General features: G+C 47.7%; 15 protein-coding genes and 1 pseudogene. 8 read left to right on the forward strand and 8 right to left on the reverse strand.

Annotated elements, in window-relative coordinates:
• The first annotated feature begins 328 nt into the window (after positions 1 to 328).
• The 3 genes from ACYCS5_RS05860 to nagA are packed head-to-tail and all read left to right on the forward strand — an operon-like array spanning position 329 to position 3,142.
• Positions 329 to 1,195, forward strand: coding sequence for a MurR/RpiR family transcriptional regulator (locus ACYCS5_RS05860; protein WP_069011015.1), 867 nt, complete (start codon positions 329 to 331; stop codon positions 1,193 to 1,195).
• Position 1,196: 1 nt separating this feature from the next.
• A complete protein-coding gene (gene nagB, locus ACYCS5_RS05865) occupies positions 1,197 to 1,925 on the forward strand; it encodes a glucosamine-6-phosphate deaminase (protein WP_340956678.1) in 729 nt (242 codons plus the stop codon).
• A complete protein-coding gene (nagA, locus tag ACYCS5_RS05870; RefSeq protein ID WP_459761302.1) occupies positions 1,922 to 3,142 on the forward strand; it encodes an N-acetylglucosamine-6-phosphate deacetylase in 1,221 nt (406 codons plus the stop codon). Before nagB ends, nagA begins: the two co-directional genes overlap by 4 nt.
• A 104-nt stretch (positions 3,143 to 3,246) precedes the next feature.
• On the opposite strand, the gene ACYCS5_RS05875 is transcribed toward nagA, so the two are convergent.
• The gene (locus ACYCS5_RS05875) at positions 3,247 to 4,236 is read right to left on the reverse strand and encodes a YhcN/YlaJ family sporulation lipoprotein (protein ID WP_459760944.1); all 990 of its coding nucleotides are present in this window, start codon (positions 4,234 to 4,236) and stop codon (positions 3,247 to 3,249) included.
• A gap of 194 nt (positions 4,237 to 4,430) precedes the next feature.
• Between ACYCS5_RS05875 and ACYCS5_RS05880 the strand changes: the two genes are divergently transcribed.
• Positions 4,431 to 6,008 carry an esterase/lipase family protein gene (locus tag ACYCS5_RS05880; RefSeq protein WP_459760945.1) on the forward strand — a complete coding sequence of 526 codons (1,578 nt, stop codon included), beginning with the start codon at positions 4,431 to 4,433 and terminating at the stop codon, positions 6,006 to 6,008.
• Positions 6,009 to 6,081: 73 nt separating this feature from the next.
• On the opposite strand, the gene ACYCS5_RS05885 is transcribed toward ACYCS5_RS05880, so the two are convergent.
• The 3 genes from ACYCS5_RS05885 to ACYCS5_RS05895 are packed head-to-tail and all read right to left on the reverse strand — an operon-like array spanning position 6,082 to position 7,337.
• Positions 6,082 to 6,741, reverse strand: a complete 660-nt coding sequence (locus ACYCS5_RS05885; RefSeq protein ID WP_459760946.1) for a hypothetical protein — start codon at positions 6,739 to 6,741, stop codon at positions 6,082 to 6,084.
• A 54-nt stretch (positions 6,742 to 6,795) separates the two neighbouring features.
• Positions 6,796 to 6,951, reverse strand: a complete 156-nt coding sequence (locus ACYCS5_RS05890) for a hypothetical protein (protein ID WP_230585106.1) — start codon at positions 6,949 to 6,951, stop codon at positions 6,796 to 6,798.
• Positions 6,952 to 6,980: 29 nt separating this feature from the next.
• The gene (locus ACYCS5_RS05895) at positions 6,981 to 7,337 is read right to left on the reverse strand and encodes a sigma-70 family RNA polymerase sigma factor (protein ID WP_322252298.1); all 357 of its coding nucleotides are present in this window, start codon (positions 7,335 to 7,337) and stop codon (positions 6,981 to 6,983) included.
• Positions 7,338 to 7,529: 192 nt separating this feature from the next.
• Here ACYCS5_RS05895 and ACYCS5_RS05900 point away from each other — a divergent pair, with 192 nt between their 5' ends.
• Positions 7,530 to 7,727 carry a YvrJ family protein gene (locus tag ACYCS5_RS05900; RefSeq protein ID WP_230585117.1) on the forward strand — a complete coding sequence of 66 codons (198 nt, stop codon included), beginning with the start codon at positions 7,530 to 7,532 and terminating at the stop codon, positions 7,725 to 7,727.
• A gap of 75 nt (positions 7,728 to 7,802) precedes the next feature.
• On the opposite strand, the gene ACYCS5_RS05905 is transcribed toward ACYCS5_RS05900, so the two are convergent.
• The 4 genes from ACYCS5_RS05905 to ACYCS5_RS05920 are packed head-to-tail and all read right to left on the reverse strand — an operon-like array spanning position 7,803 to position 11,969.
• Positions 7,803 to 8,741, reverse strand: a complete 939-nt coding sequence (locus ACYCS5_RS05905) for a DUF4340 domain-containing protein (RefSeq protein ID WP_459760947.1) — start codon at positions 8,739 to 8,741, stop codon at positions 7,803 to 7,805.
• Positions 8,738 to 10,129, reverse strand: a complete 1,392-nt coding sequence (locus ACYCS5_RS05910; protein ID WP_029518316.1) for a GldG family protein — start codon at positions 10,127 to 10,129, stop codon at positions 8,738 to 8,740. The genes ACYCS5_RS05905 and ACYCS5_RS05910 overlap by 4 nt, the downstream gene beginning before the upstream one ends.
• Positions 10,130 to 10,134: 5 nt before the next feature.
• Positions 10,135 to 10,857 carry an ABC transporter permease gene (locus ACYCS5_RS05915; RefSeq protein WP_029518315.1) on the reverse strand — a complete coding sequence of 241 codons (723 nt, stop codon included), beginning with the start codon at positions 10,855 to 10,857 and terminating at the stop codon, positions 10,135 to 10,137.
• Complete coding sequence (locus tag ACYCS5_RS05920; RefSeq protein WP_459761303.1) at positions 10,854 to 11,969, reverse strand: ABC transporter ATP-binding protein; 1,116 nt, start codon at positions 11,967 to 11,969, stop codon at positions 10,854 to 10,856. Before ACYCS5_RS05920 ends, ACYCS5_RS05915 begins: the two co-directional genes overlap by 4 nt.
• Positions 11,970 to 12,647: 678 nt before the next feature.
• On the opposite strand from ACYCS5_RS05920, the pseudogene ACYCS5_RS05925 reads away from it, so the two are divergent.
• From ACYCS5_RS05925 to ACYCS5_RS05935, 3 genes and pseudogenes are all read left to right on the forward strand, one after another.
• Positions 12,648 to 13,862: pseudogene (locus tag ACYCS5_RS05925) on the forward strand (NTTRR-F1 domain); the annotation flags it as partial.
• Between the two features lie 198 nt (positions 13,863 to 14,060).
• Positions 14,061 to 15,152, forward strand: coding sequence for a glycosyltransferase family 2 protein (locus ACYCS5_RS05930; RefSeq protein WP_459760948.1), 1,092 nt, complete (start codon positions 14,061 to 14,063; stop codon positions 15,150 to 15,152).
• A 58-nt stretch (positions 15,153 to 15,210) separates the two neighbouring features.
• Positions 15,211 to 16,305, forward strand: coding sequence for a tetratricopeptide repeat-containing glycosyltransferase (locus ACYCS5_RS05935; protein WP_069012658.1), 1,095 nt, complete (start codon positions 15,211 to 15,213; stop codon positions 16,303 to 16,305).
• Positions 16,306 to 16,312 lie beyond the last annotated feature (7 nt).

Here is a 16,312-nt window from a genome sequence, read left to right on the forward strand (position 1 = left end):
GTTCGTTCCACCCAACGATGCCCTCTGCAAAGAAAGCTCCTAGAAAAATTCCTTCACTGGAACTTTATTCAATTATACTCCTCCAATGAAGAGACAAGTCAATAGGTTGTTTTGTAAGTAAAACTCGCAATATGTAAATTAATGTATGATAACTTCTACAATTTTCGCTGGCTATTTTTTCGCAAAATTTAATAAAAATTCTTCTCACATCTCTTGCATGAGCGACAGAATTATTTTACAATACACGTGAAAATGTTTTTCTTAATATCATTCTTATAAACGATATTTATTTTCACGCAAATACTCTACAGCCAAAGGAGCACAGCTCATGTCCCCCATTCTTCATACATTAGCCCAAAGACTGGAGCTGCTTCCCGTACAGGAGCGCAAGCTGACGGAATCCATCCTGCAATCCCCGGAAGATGTGTTACATCTGGGTATTCGGGAGCTGTCAGAGCGTTGTGGTGTGAGTGCAGCGACCGTTACGCGGTTTTGCAAATCACTACATTTTAAAGGCTATCCCGATTTCAAAATGAAGCTGGCCGCCGAGTTGTCCCATTCCAACCGTAATGGTGAAGAATCCTATCAGGATATTGTCGCCGGAAATTCACTTCCCCGAATCGTGCAAGCTATTCAGGCGAACCACACCGCATCCATTGCAGACACGACCCGACTGCTGGATTACGACAAGCTGGAGCAGGCTATTGCATGGCTGTCAGCCACGAGCCGCATTGATCTCTATGGGATGGCGACATCGTCGATTGTGGCGCAGGATTTTTACCAGAAGCTCATCCGTATTGGCAAGAACAGCACTGCCTTTGCAGATTCACATATGCAGATTACCTCTGCCTCCTCGCTCGGAGTGGGAGATGTCGCCTTTGCCGTCTCTTATTCAGGAGAAACCCAGGAGACCATTGCGGCTCTACGCTGCGCCAAGGAACAAGGGGCCAAGACACTATCCCTGACCTCCTTCGGAAACAACACGCTGGCAGGCCTTGCGGATATTGCGCTATTTTCCTCCTCATTGGAGGAAGGAATGCGACGTGGTGATATGGCCTCCCGCATCGCCCAGCTTCATATCATAGATATTCTGTTTACAGGTATGGTGAGCGCGGATTTTGACAAATATATTCCGAGATTGGAAGGTTCATATCAACAAGTGAGCAAGCTCAAAAAACAACCGGGAGGTCACTAAGATGAACATACGCATTTTGAACAGCCGTGAAGACCTGAACGCTACTGCCGCCGCTGTGATCGCTAGCTTGCTGCAATCCAAACCACAGGCCATGCTTGGCCTGGCCACCGGTAGTACGCCGATTGGCATTTACCGACATCTTGCAGATATGTACCGCAAGGGACAGGTCAGTTTTGCACGCGCCTATTCCGTGAATCTTGATGAGTATGTTGGTCTTCCCCCAGAACATCCGCAGAGCTATCGAAGCTTTATGAATGAGCACTTGTTCCAACATATCGATATTCCGATATCCCACACACGTGTCCCTGACGGGAATGCACTGGATCTGGCAGCAGAATGTGCAGCGCACGAGCAGGCTATTCTGGATCATGGCCCCGTGGATCTGCAATTGCTTGGCATTGGTCATAATGGACATATCGGCTTTAACGAACCTGGTCACAGCTTGGCTGGAGCTACACATGTTGTAGATTTAAAAGAAAGCACGCGCTCGGCGAATGCTCGATTTTTTGGCGAAATAGATGCTGTACCCAGGCAAGCAGTTACGATGGGAGTAGGCACGATTCTTAAGGCGAAGCAAATTATACTGGTGGCTTTTGGTGCGGATAAGGCTGACATTATAAAGCAGGCTTTAACTGGACCCGTCACGACAGCGTGTCCGGCTTCCCTGCTGCAATGCCATCCCAACGTACTTATTTTATTAGATCAGGAGGCAGGAGAATGGTTCAATTGAAGTCAGATGAAATGAGTGGTACCGTACCCCAGCTACTGTATGGGCAAGTTGTCGTTGGGAATGACATCATTGAAAAAGGGGTTGTCGTCATTGAGGGGCAATCCATTGTATACGCTGGTTCAGAAGCGAATTTGCCCGCCGATTGGACAGCGTTAGTCTTCGCAGATCAGGAAGAAAGCGCAGCGAAAACCGCCAAAATTGTGCGTTTGGAAGGAGGCTATCTGCTGCCAGGCTTTATTGATATTCATGTTCACGGCGGGAACGGTGAGGACTTTATGGACTCCGATCCGAGGGTGCTGGATACGATCACCTCCTTTCACGGTTCACAAGGTACGACAGCTATGCTGGCTACCACGATGACCGCGCCCAAGGAACAGATTGACCGGGTATTGAGTGAAGTTCACGCATACATGGCACTACCTATGCCCTATGCGCAACTGGAGGGCGTACATTTGGAAGGACCGTTCATCAGTCCGAAGTGGCCGGGAGCGCAAAACCCGGAACATATCGTGCCACCGAATCTCTCATGGGTAGCAGAATGGGAGCAGCGCTACCCGGGCCTTGTTCGCCAGCTCACGCTTGCGCCCGAACGGGAAGGAGCGCTGGAACTGATTGCATGGCTGCGCAGCCATGGCATTACCGCAGCTCTCGGTCATACGGATGCTACGTATGAAGAGGTTGAACAGGCAGCGACGGCAGGGCTGAACCATGCGGTGCATGCGTTTAATGCGATGACTCCGTTGCATCATCGCAAGCCGGGAGCCGCCGGAGCCGTACTTGCTGATCCGCGCATTGAAGCAGAAATCATCGCGGACGGCATTCATGTGCATCCCGCCGCCATTTCCCTGCTCGCTAGGTTAAAACAGGATCATAATCTCATTCTCATCACCGATGCCATGTCTGCTACTGGTCTCGAAGACGGGAAATATACACTCGGCGATTTGCCAGTGATTGTGCAGGGCGATGTAGCACGACTGGAGGATGGCGTCACATTGGCCGGAAGCACACTAACGATGATTGAAGGCTTCCGGTATTTGGTTCAACACGTGGGTATGAGTATTCCTGCGGCATCACAAATGGCCAGCCTGAATCCGGCTCGATCCTTGCACATTGCTGATCGTACAGGTTCGCTTGAAGCAGGTAAACAAGCAGATATCCTGTTACTGGATGGAGACTTAAAGCTGCAAGGCGTATGGATTAAAGGATTGCGCAAATAATTCAGTTATAGTTATCATTCCCCCAAAACTAAAGAGCTATCCACCAGCGTATTCGCTGAGATGGATAGCTCTTTCTTTGGCATTGCACAATTATAGGGTTTGAATTAGCGATGATTCATCGGGGCAGGGGTATGATTTTGTGGACGTGTGGGTGCTGTATTATTCATTGGACGGTTTGTATCAGCCGCCGAGGTCGGGAATACACGTTCAATTACATCCATCATACCATTGCTCAAGCCTCTAATCGGATGACCATTTTGCACACTGTGTGTAAAGTCAGTGGCTTGTTTGACAAAGTCCGGGTTAGCGGATACATGTACCTGTTCAATCGAAGGTGCAAATTGCTTCACTTTATTCGCGATACGGCTCTTGACTGCATCACTTGGTTCATATGCAGTTCTTGCTCCCTCGATTGTGGTGTTTCCGTTATCTGTGCGATTGTTGTTGTCCGTTAAGCCACGCAACATACCGTACGATCCTGTACCCATCGTACCAAATAAACCGTCATCACGACGCGCAGGTGTTCCATTCCCGGTAACTCCATTGTCTGTCATTCCAGGCGTTGTAGTATCCGTAGTACGGTTTCCTCTAGTGCCATTAACGCCATTCACACTCGGTACATTCCCGTTACGTCCAGTACTGTTTGCACTTGGAGTACCGTCAATACTTGGAGCACCGACACCTGTTCCGTTGGCTTGGTCTTTCAAGGAAACGGCTACATAGGCATGTCGTTCACCGACCAGCACTGTCGCAGACTTTACATCCGGCATCTCGGATATACGTTTGGACAAATTGCGATCGACTTGCAGATTACGGACTGGATGTCCGGTTCGGTTGCCATTTTCATTCAATGACATCCCGTCCATACCATTCGACTTAACCCCATAACGATTCACACCATCCATACCATTACGGTTCACACCATCCATACCATAACGGTTCACACCATCCATTCGATGTGTGCTTTGCGCGTTATAGCGTGTACTGTTCGTACGAACGTTATGATCGGCATTTCCGCACCCGGTCAAAGCAGCCATACTGGCGAGTAAAGCAGCAGAAATCGTCAAACTAATGACCTTCTTAGTTCCTGGCATGAACTCATCCTCCATACATATAAAATGTGTGACGAGATTATCATGCGCCATGGATCATGGGGATATCCTGACTAAAAAATGACTAAAAAAATAAAATTTTAATGTAAATATGAAATACAATTGATGATTTACCACAAGATGGCATGTATAATAAGCTTGAAAAATACTTTATTTTACAAAGGAGGATTTTCAGTTTGAAAAAGATCACTGTTTTAATGCTCATTTTTTTCTTATCAATAACTCTTGTCCCCGTCGGCGCTTTTGCAGGTTCCACTACCCCCCAACCCCCGAAAGATCCCGCTGGAAGCTGGGTAGAAGGCCCATCACCTAATCGCGTTGATCCTACCAAGCCAGCACTTTTGTTCGTACATGGTTTGAACAGTAGTGCTGAAGTCTGGACCAAGAATAATAACGATATGCTTCAGCGTGCACGTGACGCCGGATACCAGACAGCCACCATTAATCTGTACGATACAAATGGCACCTCCCAAGATATGTGGGACAATGGTAAGCTTCTGGCCGACAAAATTAAGGTCATCAGTAATCACTTTGGAAAAAAACTTATCGTTATCGCCCACAGCAAAGGTGGAGTGGATACTCAAACCGCTCTCGTATATAACGGAGCCGCTCCCTATGTACAACGTGTCATCACCCTCAGCAGTCCTCATCATGGCTCACAACTTGCAGATCTCGCCTACAGTAGCTGGGCCGGATGGCTGGCAGATATCGTCGGCTCACAAAATCCTGGTACCTCCACTTTACAAACATCTTATATGAAGTATTTCCGATCCAAGACCGATGCACTCAGTAATGCGACTACAATTCCATTCTTCACGTTTGCTGGTGATAACTGGTCTGGCGGCACTGCTTCCTACATAATGGGCGGACTTTACCTCTCATCCTTTGGTAAGAATGATGGAGTGGTCACAGTCGACAACGCTAAGCTTCCCGGCGGACGTGTAGTTAAAGTCGGATCTTGGGATCATGCCAAGGTTCGTACCGGCTCCTACGTTTTCTCCCTGATCCAACCCTACCTCCAAGCAAACACTCCAGCATTGAATCAGGAAACTGAAGCACTTTCAGCATCTTCCCTGACTGCTTCTGCTGTACAAGCCACCTATAGCGAGATCGACAATTCATACTTTATTCGAGGCGGCGATTATAATGGACAAGCCTCAGAAACCCTCACTGTTGAAAATGGTGTCAAATCCATTGATCTGGACTGGATCAGCGATAAACGTGTGAGTCAGCTGGAACTAACCAAGCCTGACGGTACTAGTGAAATTATTAATCTGAAAGCAGGCTATGATGACGATATTTTTGCTGGTGCCTGGCATCATAACGCCGTCATTCAAAATCCAAAACCGGGCACCTATAAACTGAACGTCACAGTTCCTGATCAAGGAGCGTATCTCCTGATTGCACGTTACCAGGCTGTTCAAGTTCCTGAACTGAAATACAATCTGAATGCAGTGGGTCCGAAGCTAAACCTGAAAACACAGGATTCCCCCGACAGCGTGACACAAGTCACCTACCAAGTTCAATATTATGGTGATCCGCAGCAAGGAGTCACTTCTGCACCTAAAGGTTTGACGGCACAGCAAAAAACGGTTAAACCTAATGGGCAAATTGAGCTATCCAAAGCGGACAAGCCCGGCATCTATTCTGTAACCTATGAAATTAGCGGCACCACAGAGGCAGGTTATCCGTACCGCCGTACAGCTGTTCAATCCATTTATATTGATGCAGACGGCAACAAGTATGTCGACTAAATAAATCTACAGCCTAAAAAGCCTGCGAATCCCTATTAAGTTGGGGCATTTGCAGGCTTTTTTTTCATTGTGTTCAATCTGTTGTCTGATTCCTCAGCTTATGAAGCCAATAGTAGCGGTGTAAATCCATAATAAAATGAAAAAGAACAAATGCCAGCATGGAGTATACACTGATCAATACTGTGGCAACTAATTGTTGTGTAGCAAATCCGAGGGAAACCTTCGCTATCAGATAACCAGCCCCAGTAAATGTGGTGATCGTCACTACAGGCGCTCTCTTGTTTTTTTTCTTAACTTTTGGTTTCTTCTTATGTTTTGAAGGATCTTTGAATTTCGCCAAATTATATTTTATAAAGTAATACAAAGCGACTCCATAAAGGGCAAAAGAACCTATAAAATACCATGAAGTATCCAGACCCAACATGCCATAAGCAAACTTTTGTGTCATGATCATGAAGCCCATAGAACAAATCAAACCAAATACACCACGGAATAAAATGTAATTCAATTGCAATTTGCGTGGCATGATGACCAGTACTAGAGCCCAAATGTTTATCAAAACAATCGGTGGCAACAGTACATACACGTAAACTGCAATGTATGGATTTCCCACTAAGGGGATAACCAGAAACAGATCTAACAGTAATAAAACAAGAATGATGACATTGGAACGAATACTGTTGACTGGGTACATCTTCGCACTTTTCTCAAAAGAAGCCCTGTTATCAATCATAAACTTATAAGCCCTCCGTTAAATAAGTAAACCTACGGATAAGGATAGCCAAGGCTATATCCATTGTCCACTTTTCACTGTCTTTAACTCTTGTCGCAGTTCTTCTATAAAATCAGTCACAATGCTTTGGACAGCATCTTCACGGGACATACGAATATATCGACTGGTCTTTTGAATGTCTTCCTCGAACAATTGAAGTATCCTATACATGGCCTCCTGATCTCCACTTTGTACTAATTTTAGCAATTGGACGAACTCAGCATCCGAAATAACTCTTTCAGCATTTTCTTTTTCCATTTATTCACCGCCTGTTGGGATAGCTTTAACTCTTTTGCAATCTGTGCTTCGGTTTTATCTAGTATGTAAAGGTCAAAGATGATCATTTTTCCGATCTCAGAAGATAGAGAGTTGATAAGCTGTAATGTGTACATATGAGAGTTTGAAGATTCTGTAAAAGATGGGGCGCTGACGGCTTCGTTCTTTTCCATTACAAATTCATGATTGGTTTGTACCCGAGCACGATACTGGATTCTCCAGGCAATGCGGTACAGCTTCTTTCGATATTGTTCTACCAATGTTAGCTGAGACTGATCCATTGTAAATCACCCTTTCTCTTTGGATTTGACTTTTTCTAATCCTCATACTATAGGGTAATTTCCAAACCTATTTTACAACCACAATCAGAACACTTGTTCTTATTTATTATACTATTTTTACAATCGGTTGTATATGGTTCGTTTAATTTACCTTCCTTTATATATGGCTAAAAAGGAGGGAATACATTGCAAATGGATGATGCTCTTTCTCTGGTTACCAACGTAGGCTTTCCGGCTGGACTTTGTTTTATTTTGTTGCGGCACATCCTGCACACGATGGAGGAAAAGCTGGATAAGCTGGATGTCTCACTTCATGAGCTGATTCAAGTAATCCAAGATTTAAACGACACTAACAACTCTTCTTCCAAAAGCAGCAAACCTGACGAATAACAAACACAAAGAAGCTCCAGACGACGATCATCCGCCGTTGGAGCCTCTTTGTGCAGCTAATTTAATTACTAATGGTTATTTTCCAGCCTGAGCTTGGTCGTGGTCATTCTGTTCAGTACGGTTTACGTCAGATACTGACAGACCATAAGCCCAGTTACTTTGTGGCGGTACAACCCATACGGTATCTGGATCATCTTTAAGCGTCCAGCCCTGATAGACCAGCTGGGAATCATCCTTACCCAGCGATACACTTAGCGTAAAGCGGTGGACAGGCTTGCTCAGCTCAGAGGCTTTGCGCAAGGCCTGACTGCTGGCCAGGTTTTTGATCTGCTGCGAGAGGGAAATCGCCGTGTCGCTGGCTACTGACTTTCCGTTCAGCGTCCAAGATGTGGAGGCACTGTCTCCGGTCCCGCTGTTACCGGAGGATTTGAGCATCCATGAAGCATTTTGGCCTTCCCACTCTATTCCGCTCAGCTTGGTATCGTCCCAATCGAACGGCGTTGTATCTATAAAATCTTCAGCACCCAGCAATAACCCTGAAAGAGTATCTATAGGTACAGGAGCTATCTCTTTTTTGTCTGATAATACATAAACAGCATCTCCGGAAGGCAACGTTTCACCGAAAGCAAAGGTACGAACGTCACCCTGCTTGGTCTTAATCTCAATCTGATCATGGGTAGCGGAGATCCCATATTTGGCTACGTCTGTAGGGGAAGATTCCACCACTTCACCCAACTTTACATTTTGAATCGCCGCTAGCCAATTGTCTATTGTATATTGGTTTAGCGGGTAAGTCCGTGGCTTGCTCATACTCCATTGGCCATCATGTTGTTCAAGTTCCACCGACTTGCCGTCCTTTCCAGTGATTGCGAAAGACGTAATATTCTCTTGCGTAAGCTGAATCAGCTGACGAGCAGCCGGCGCTTGTTCATGAAAAAAGTTTTGGCTCTTTGCATAGATTATACCCGCTCCCAATACAACTAACAGCAGCACTGTGGGTATCCATTTTCTCATGCTCTTCTTCGCCTCCACCATAATAAGATTCCGATGACCGCGAACAGCAACGGCAATCCGATGACAGATATGGTCAATATCGTTTTCGCTTGTGCAGGAGTCAAGTAAGCTACCTTATAATCCTGCTCCTGACGAGGACGAATAGTGAGCCCATCAGAATGCTCCTGCACATAATTCAGACTGTTCAGCACAAAGTCTCGATTGCCTCCTGTGCCGATCTCAGTGTCGCTTAAGAGGGCAGACGTTCCGAGAATAACGGCTTTGGGCTTGCCGTCTTTCCCTTCTACCGCATAACCGAGATCCAGCGGCCCCTGCGGGTCCTTGTCATCCTTCTGTGTTTCGTTGTTCAGCAGACCTTGGATATTCGTTTCACCATAGCTAGCTCCAGAAGATTTCATCAAAAGCGTCGTCTTCCAATCCTTCTGCTCTCCTGCCTGCAAAGCAATAGACAATGAAAGAACAGGGTACAGATTGGAAGCCGCCAACTTATCGGTGATCGCATGACTGCCGAAGGTAGGAACCGTCCATAGCGGTCCAAGTGTATTCGTCTGTTCTTGATCCACCACGATGGCATGAGTGTCCTTCACTCCATAATCAGCCGCTAATGCATCAAGGTTTTTCCAATCGGACCCCATGTTCGGGTGAAAGCCTAGTGCCATAAAAAGCTTTCCGCCACCATTCAGATACGTACGAATACTCTTCAGTTCTGTTGCACTGATATCACGTTCTGGTCCAACAATAGCCAATACAGACGCATCTTTGGGTACACTACCCGCCTGATTGAGCTGAACTTCCTCTGTTTTCACATTATCTTGTGACAGTGAGCTACTTAATTCAGTCATTTGGGACAATGGGATTTCCTCATGTCCAGTTAGAAAGGCCACTTTTCCTTGACGGGTAGATGATAATCCCAACAATCCACTCGTCAGCTTTTCTTCCCCCGTAAATTGGTATGCCCCTTCACCACTCCCCTGAGCTTGCGTAAATAGACTCCCAATATCTATAACCCGTTTCTTCTCCCCCTGCACCAACACAATAGACGCTGCAGTAACACCATATTGCTTGGCCAGTATCGGTTCCTGATTCAGATCGTATTGCTCGACCTTGAGCTTGCTGTTACGCTTGGCGTATTCATTCAGCATATCCGTAACATCCCGGTTCAGCTTCTGATTTTGCGAGGTGGATACGGTAAAGGCAATCAATCGTACGTCTTCCTTTACATCCTGGATGGTCGTCAACGTTTGGTCAGACAGCGTATACTGCTTCCCTGCCGTCAGATCCAGTTGAAAGCCACCCAGCGAACGCAGAAATAACGTCAATAAAATAAAAATCCCTACAGCAGCAATCGATAGTACCACACTATTGGTATGACCCAGCCATTTTTTCATATTCATTACCTCCACCGTTTCCGTTCAACCACTTGGATGCTGAATAACAAAAAGAGTACCGCCACCGTCACGTAGTACATCACATCGGCTCCATTCAGCAATCCTTTGGTGAAACTGTCAAACCGTGCGGTTAGTGAAAAAGGTTCCAGCCATTGCTGTACCGCCGCAGATGCACCCGTCTGTCCACCAAACGAATCCAGCATCCAGAACACAAGTAAAATAATAAAACTGACGACCGCCGACATCATCTGATGCTGTGAAAGCGTCGAAGCGAATAAGCCGATCGCCATCATGGCTGCGCCAAGCATAAACAGACCAATCACAGATGTTAATACCAGCGTCCAATCCAGCGACCCATAAAAGGACATCACGACCGGATACGCTAGACTACACAGCACTAATATGAGCAACATGCCCAACGACGCCAAAAATTTACCCACGATCATTTCCGTCACACTCACAGGTGAGGTAAGCAGCAGTTCATCCGTACCTTGCCTGAATTCCTCCGCAACCAGCCTCATCGTGAGTAATGGGACGACGAACACCAGCATGGACAAGGTGTCGCCGAGTACCAGCCGATAGTCCAGAATGCTAGGCTGATACATCACAAAATTGGTATAAAAAAGTAACCCCGTCAGCAGCATGTACACTGCAAGCGCAAAATACGTTGTTGGTGTCCACAGATAGGCTTGCAGCTCTTTTTGACAGACCGCGAACAAACGCCTCATGACCGATTACCTCCTGTATGCTTATCTTCTTCAGTCTTATCGTTGCTGGACGCAGCTTCTCCATGCTCCACCGTGATGGCCGTAGGTGCTGCATCCTCCGAGGAATGTAGGTCTTGTACTGCTGGATCGCCGACCTGACCTTCTTCCGTCTCGCGGGTCGTTAACTGCTGGAAGATATTTTCCAAGCTAAGGCTTTCTTTTTTCATCTCTAAAATCGGAAGCTTCGCATCAGACAGCACATAAAATAGTTCTTCGCGAAAATCCTCACCGGAGGCTCCTGTGAGTAGCAATCCGGTCAGTTCTGGCTCTGCGGCAGTCAGCTTCGTGTTCGCTGGAGGCTGCGTGGTCGCCATAGATTCAACCTCTACTTTTCCCCAAGTACGCAGGACATCCAGCACCTGCTCACGCTTGCCTTTAACCTCCACCTTCACCTTAAATCCATCTTCCATCGAACCGCCGAGCGCGTCAGGGCGCCCATCCATGACCAGTTTCCCTTCATGGATGATGAGAACACGATTGCACAAAGCATCTACCTCAGGCAATATATGCGTGCTGAGCAATACCGTATGATTTTCGCCAATCTCCTGAATGAGCTGACGAATCTCCAAAATTTGATTGGGGTCCAACCCCGAGGTCGGTTCATCTAGCACCAGTAAATCCGGGTTATGAATAATCGCACCTGCCAGTCCCAAGCGCTGTTTATACCCTTTTGACAAACTGCGGACTAATTGTTTTTCCCGCCCATTCAGTCCCAGCCTGGACATCATCTCTGAAATACGCAGCTTCTGCTCTCTCGCAGGCACATCCCGAATACTAGCTACAAACTTTAAATAGGATCTTACGGACATATCCTCATATAAAGGGGGCGTCTCCGGCAAATAACCGATTTTGGAACGAGCTTGTCTGCCCTTATCCTGAATCGGGATACCATCAATCGTAATCACTCCCTCGTTGGGTTGAAGATACCCTGTAATCATGCGCATCGTTGTCGTTTTACCCGCGCCATTCGGCCCCAGGAAACCAACAATTTCACCGCGCTGCATTTCAAAATCCAGCTTATGTACACCCCGGTTGCCCTCATACCACTTGCTTACCTGCTGCACTTTGAGCACATGTTCCACCCTTTCCTTTATCGTAATCTTCTCCCTGCTGCTCCCCTACTTCCCTCCCACCTAAAATGTTGCATGAGTAGCGGAGCGGTCTCCTCCCTGCTGTTCCCCCCCAAAAATGTTGCATGGGAAGCAGGTAGCAGCGAAGCGGAGGATTTGGAGCTGGAGAAGCGCCAGCGTTCGCCTTTGCCTTGGGATTTTCACCTTTATATGTCTTATTTGATCATAGAAAAATCCCACGGCAACAGCGATCGGAAGCCCAAAGCCTTCGCGAAGCGGTCTCCTCCCTGCTGTTACCCTCCCCCAAAATGTTGCATGGGAAGCAGGTAGCAGCGAAGCGAAGGATTTGAAGCTGGAGAAGCGCTAGCGTTCGCCTTTGCTGTAGGATTCTTACCTTTATATGTCTTATCTAATCAAAGAAGAATCCTACTGCAACAGCGATCGGAAGCTCAAAGCCTTCACGGAGCGGTCTCCTCGCACTTCATGCTACACTTTTAAATTCTAATGATACCCCCCCACATATAACTCCAGCTTAACGTCACTTAAATAGAAGCTTAAAATAATGTGTCTAAAATGTGAACATGGAAATGCGCATCTGCCCTCGTAAACTTGTACGGTTCGCCACGGCGTGGATTCGCATCTACTATCATTACAACGTGTGAAGGGAGTGTATAAAAAACGATGACCGTACTATTTACCAATCTAGTTAATAACGGCGACTTCGAGACTGGATCTACCCTTTTTTGGAACGCTGCAAATGTGACCGTCACTAACTTATCCGTAAAAAAGACAAACTTTTATAGTGCGATCCTGACAGGAGGCGCAGTAGATGCATCTCTTTCCCAGGTCGTTTTTGCTGCACCAGGCGAAAGCTATACATTAAGCCTCTCAGCTGCAAAAATAGGAAGCCTGTCCAGTCCTCAAGTTAACATTTTTCTGTATTACTATGACGCAACCTTTAGCTTCCTTAGCACGGGGCTGACTACCTATTTGAGCGCAGGCACATTGCCAGACGCTGTGAACGGAACATGGCAAAGCCTGTATGAAGTAACAGCTCCTGTTCCAGCCAACGCAGCCTTTGCCTTTTTGGTTATTAGTAAAAATGCCTTGGCTAACACTGCTGATGTAGCCATTGATTCTATTGCTCTTGTTAAAGCAAGTGCAGCTGGAGCTGTGGGCCCAGCCGGACCTGCCGGGCCTACGGGTGCTACAGGGCCTGCGGGTGCCACAGGCGCTACAGGCGTTAGCGGACCTGTCGGACCTACGGGTGCCACGGGTGACACTGGTGTTACCGGACCTGTTGGGCCTACGGGTGCCACGGGCGACACCGGTGTTACCGGACCTGTTGGGCCTACGGGTGCCACGGGCGATACAGGTGCTACTGGACCTGTCGGACCTACAGGCGCCACGGGTGATACAGGTGCTACTGGACCTGTCGGACCTACAGGCGCCACGGGTGACACTGGTGTTACCGGACCTGTCGGGCCTACGGGTGCCACGGGCGACACCGGTGTTACCGGACCTGTTGGGCCTACGGGTGCCACGGGCGATACAGGTGCTACTGGACCTGTCGGACCTACAGGCGCCACGGGTGATACAGGTGCTACTGGACCTGTCGGACCTACAGGCGCCACGGGTGACACAGGTGTTACCGGACCTGTCGGGTCTACGGGTGCCACCGGCTTTACCGGACCTGCTGGACCTATCGGGCCTGTCGGACCTATTGGCGACACAGGCGCTACGGGACCCGCTGGACCAACAGGGCCGACTGGACCTACCGGACCGTTTGGCCTTGGATTTACTGGCCCGATTGGACCAACAGGAGACACTGGTCCACAAGGACCGATTGGACCTACCGGACCTACGGGGCCGACTGGACCTACAGGGCCTACCGGACTCTAACGTTCTTTTTTCTACCACATTATATTTAAGCGACGTACCATACCTTATCGACAAAGCCGCACAGCCCGTTTAGGCTTTGTCATCCTTGCCCTGCCGCGATTGCGGCAGGGCTTCTATAATCAGACCTCTTGATAAATAAAGCTTTATGTTCGACCTGAATCCTTAGAAGGTTCCCAAAGGAGTGGTACTCAATTGATCAGTATCAGCCTGTGCATGATCGTCAAAAATGATCAAAATACTATTGGCCGTTGCCTGGAATCGATCCATCCTATTATGGATGAAATCAACATCGTGGACACGGGTTCACAGGATCAGACCATTGACATATGTCGCAACTTTACAGATCGAATTTTTCCATTTGAATGGGTAGATCATTTTGCCCTTGCACGTAACTATTCGTTTGAACAAGCTACGCAGGAATACATTCTCTGGCTGGATGCCGATGATATTTTGAAGGAACAGGACGCCGTCAAGCTGCTTGAGCTGAAGCAAACCCTTGATTCCTCAGCCACACCAATCGTGGATTCCGTGTCTATGAATTATCATTATGCCTTTGATGATCACGGCAATGTCACCCTACATTTTCGTCGAAACCGCTTAGTTAGAAGGTCAGCCGGGTTCCGTTGGCACGGAGCCGTGCATGAGTACCTCGCCGTAAACGGGAATATTCAACATGCCGATATCGCCATAACTCACACTAGAACACACACGGTCTCTCCAGGACGAAACCTGCGAATCTATGAGAAATTGCTCGCCCAAGGTCATGCCTTCTCTCCTCGTGACCTCTACTATTACGCTAACGAGTTAAGAGACAATAAAAGATATGAGCAGGCTGTGCAGGGTTACCAGGATTTTCTGGATACTGGACAATGCTGGGCAGAGGACGCGATTAGTGCATGTAGCAAAATGGCTGATTGTCTACAACAGCTTGGCAAGCTGGAGCAAAGCATTACGGCGGCTCTCCATAGTTTGACCTTCGATACGCCCAGGGCTGATCTGTGCTGTCGGATGGGTCATTATTTTTTGCATAAAAATGAGATCTCCAAAGCTATTTACTGGTACGACATGGCTACCACTCTGAATCCTCCCGACACGATGGGCCCGGTACAAGACGCGTACCAAACGTGGTTTCCTCATATCCAGCTATGCATTTGCCATTTTCGGATGAAGGATTACACACGTGCGAATTGGCACAACGAGCAAGCTGCCATTTACATTCCCAACGACCCGTACGTCCTGCATAATCGACAGTTCTTCAGCTCAATCCTGAATCCTCCCCAATAAAAATGTCCCCCACACTCACCCCTTAATCTTTAAGTAAGTCAAAGGAGGAGCAAGCGGAATGCAACAATCGAATCGGTACAAAATAGCTGTCTATGCCATTAGCAAAAATGAAGCCCGATTCGCCAAACGCTGGATGCACACCATGCGTGAAGCCGATGTTGTCATTGTAGCGGACACCGGCTCTACAGACGATACTGTTTCCCTGCTACACGAAGCGGGTGCAGAGGTGCATCGTATAGAGGTAACTCCTTGGCGTTTTGACAAAGCTCGCAATGAGTCCCTACGGCTGGTCCCTGATGATATAGATATTTGTGTCTGTACGGATCTGGACGAAGTCTGGGAGGAGGGTTGGCGGTCGCGGCTGGAACGCAACTGGAAGGAAGGAACTACCCGGATGCTATATGCCTTTACACATGGACAGCCTGGGCAAGATACCGTTTATACATGGTTCTGGAAAGAAAAAATACACACTCGTCACGGGTACCGCTGGGTACGCCCAGTTCACGAGGTGCTTGAATATATCGGAGAGGGTAAAGAACGCAACATCCGATCAGACCAGCTCCGCTTGTATCATGATCCCGATCCGCACAAGTCCCGCAGCCAATACCTTCCACTGCTGGAGCAGTCTGTGCGCGAGTTTCCCGAGGATGACCGCAACATGCATTACTTGGGGCGGGAATATATGTATCATGGCCGTTGGGACGAGTGCATTGCTACGCTGCAACAACATCTTGCCATGCCGCAGGCACGCTGGGCAGATGAACGCAGTGCTTCGATGCGCTTTATTTCTAGAGCCTATAAAGCAAGTGAACAATGGCAAGAGGCAACACGTTGGTTATACCGGGCTATTGCGGAAGCACCGTATTTACGTGAACCTTACACGGAAATGGCTCAGCTGGCCTATCATACGCGGAACTGGCCCGCCGTCTATCATATGGTTGAAGAAGCGCTGCAAATTTCTACACGACCGGATACGTACATGCAAGAGGATTTTTGCTGGGACGCCACGCTGTATGATCTTGGTGCCCTCGCTTGCTACGAGTTAGGCCTTTTACACAAAGCATGTGAATTTGCGAAAGAAGCAACAGAACGCTCCCCGGAAGATTCTCGCCTCAGTCATAATTATGCGCTAATTCAATCCAGGCTTCCATAGAAACCCA

Source organism: Paenibacillus sp. SEL3, assembly GCF_054602585.1.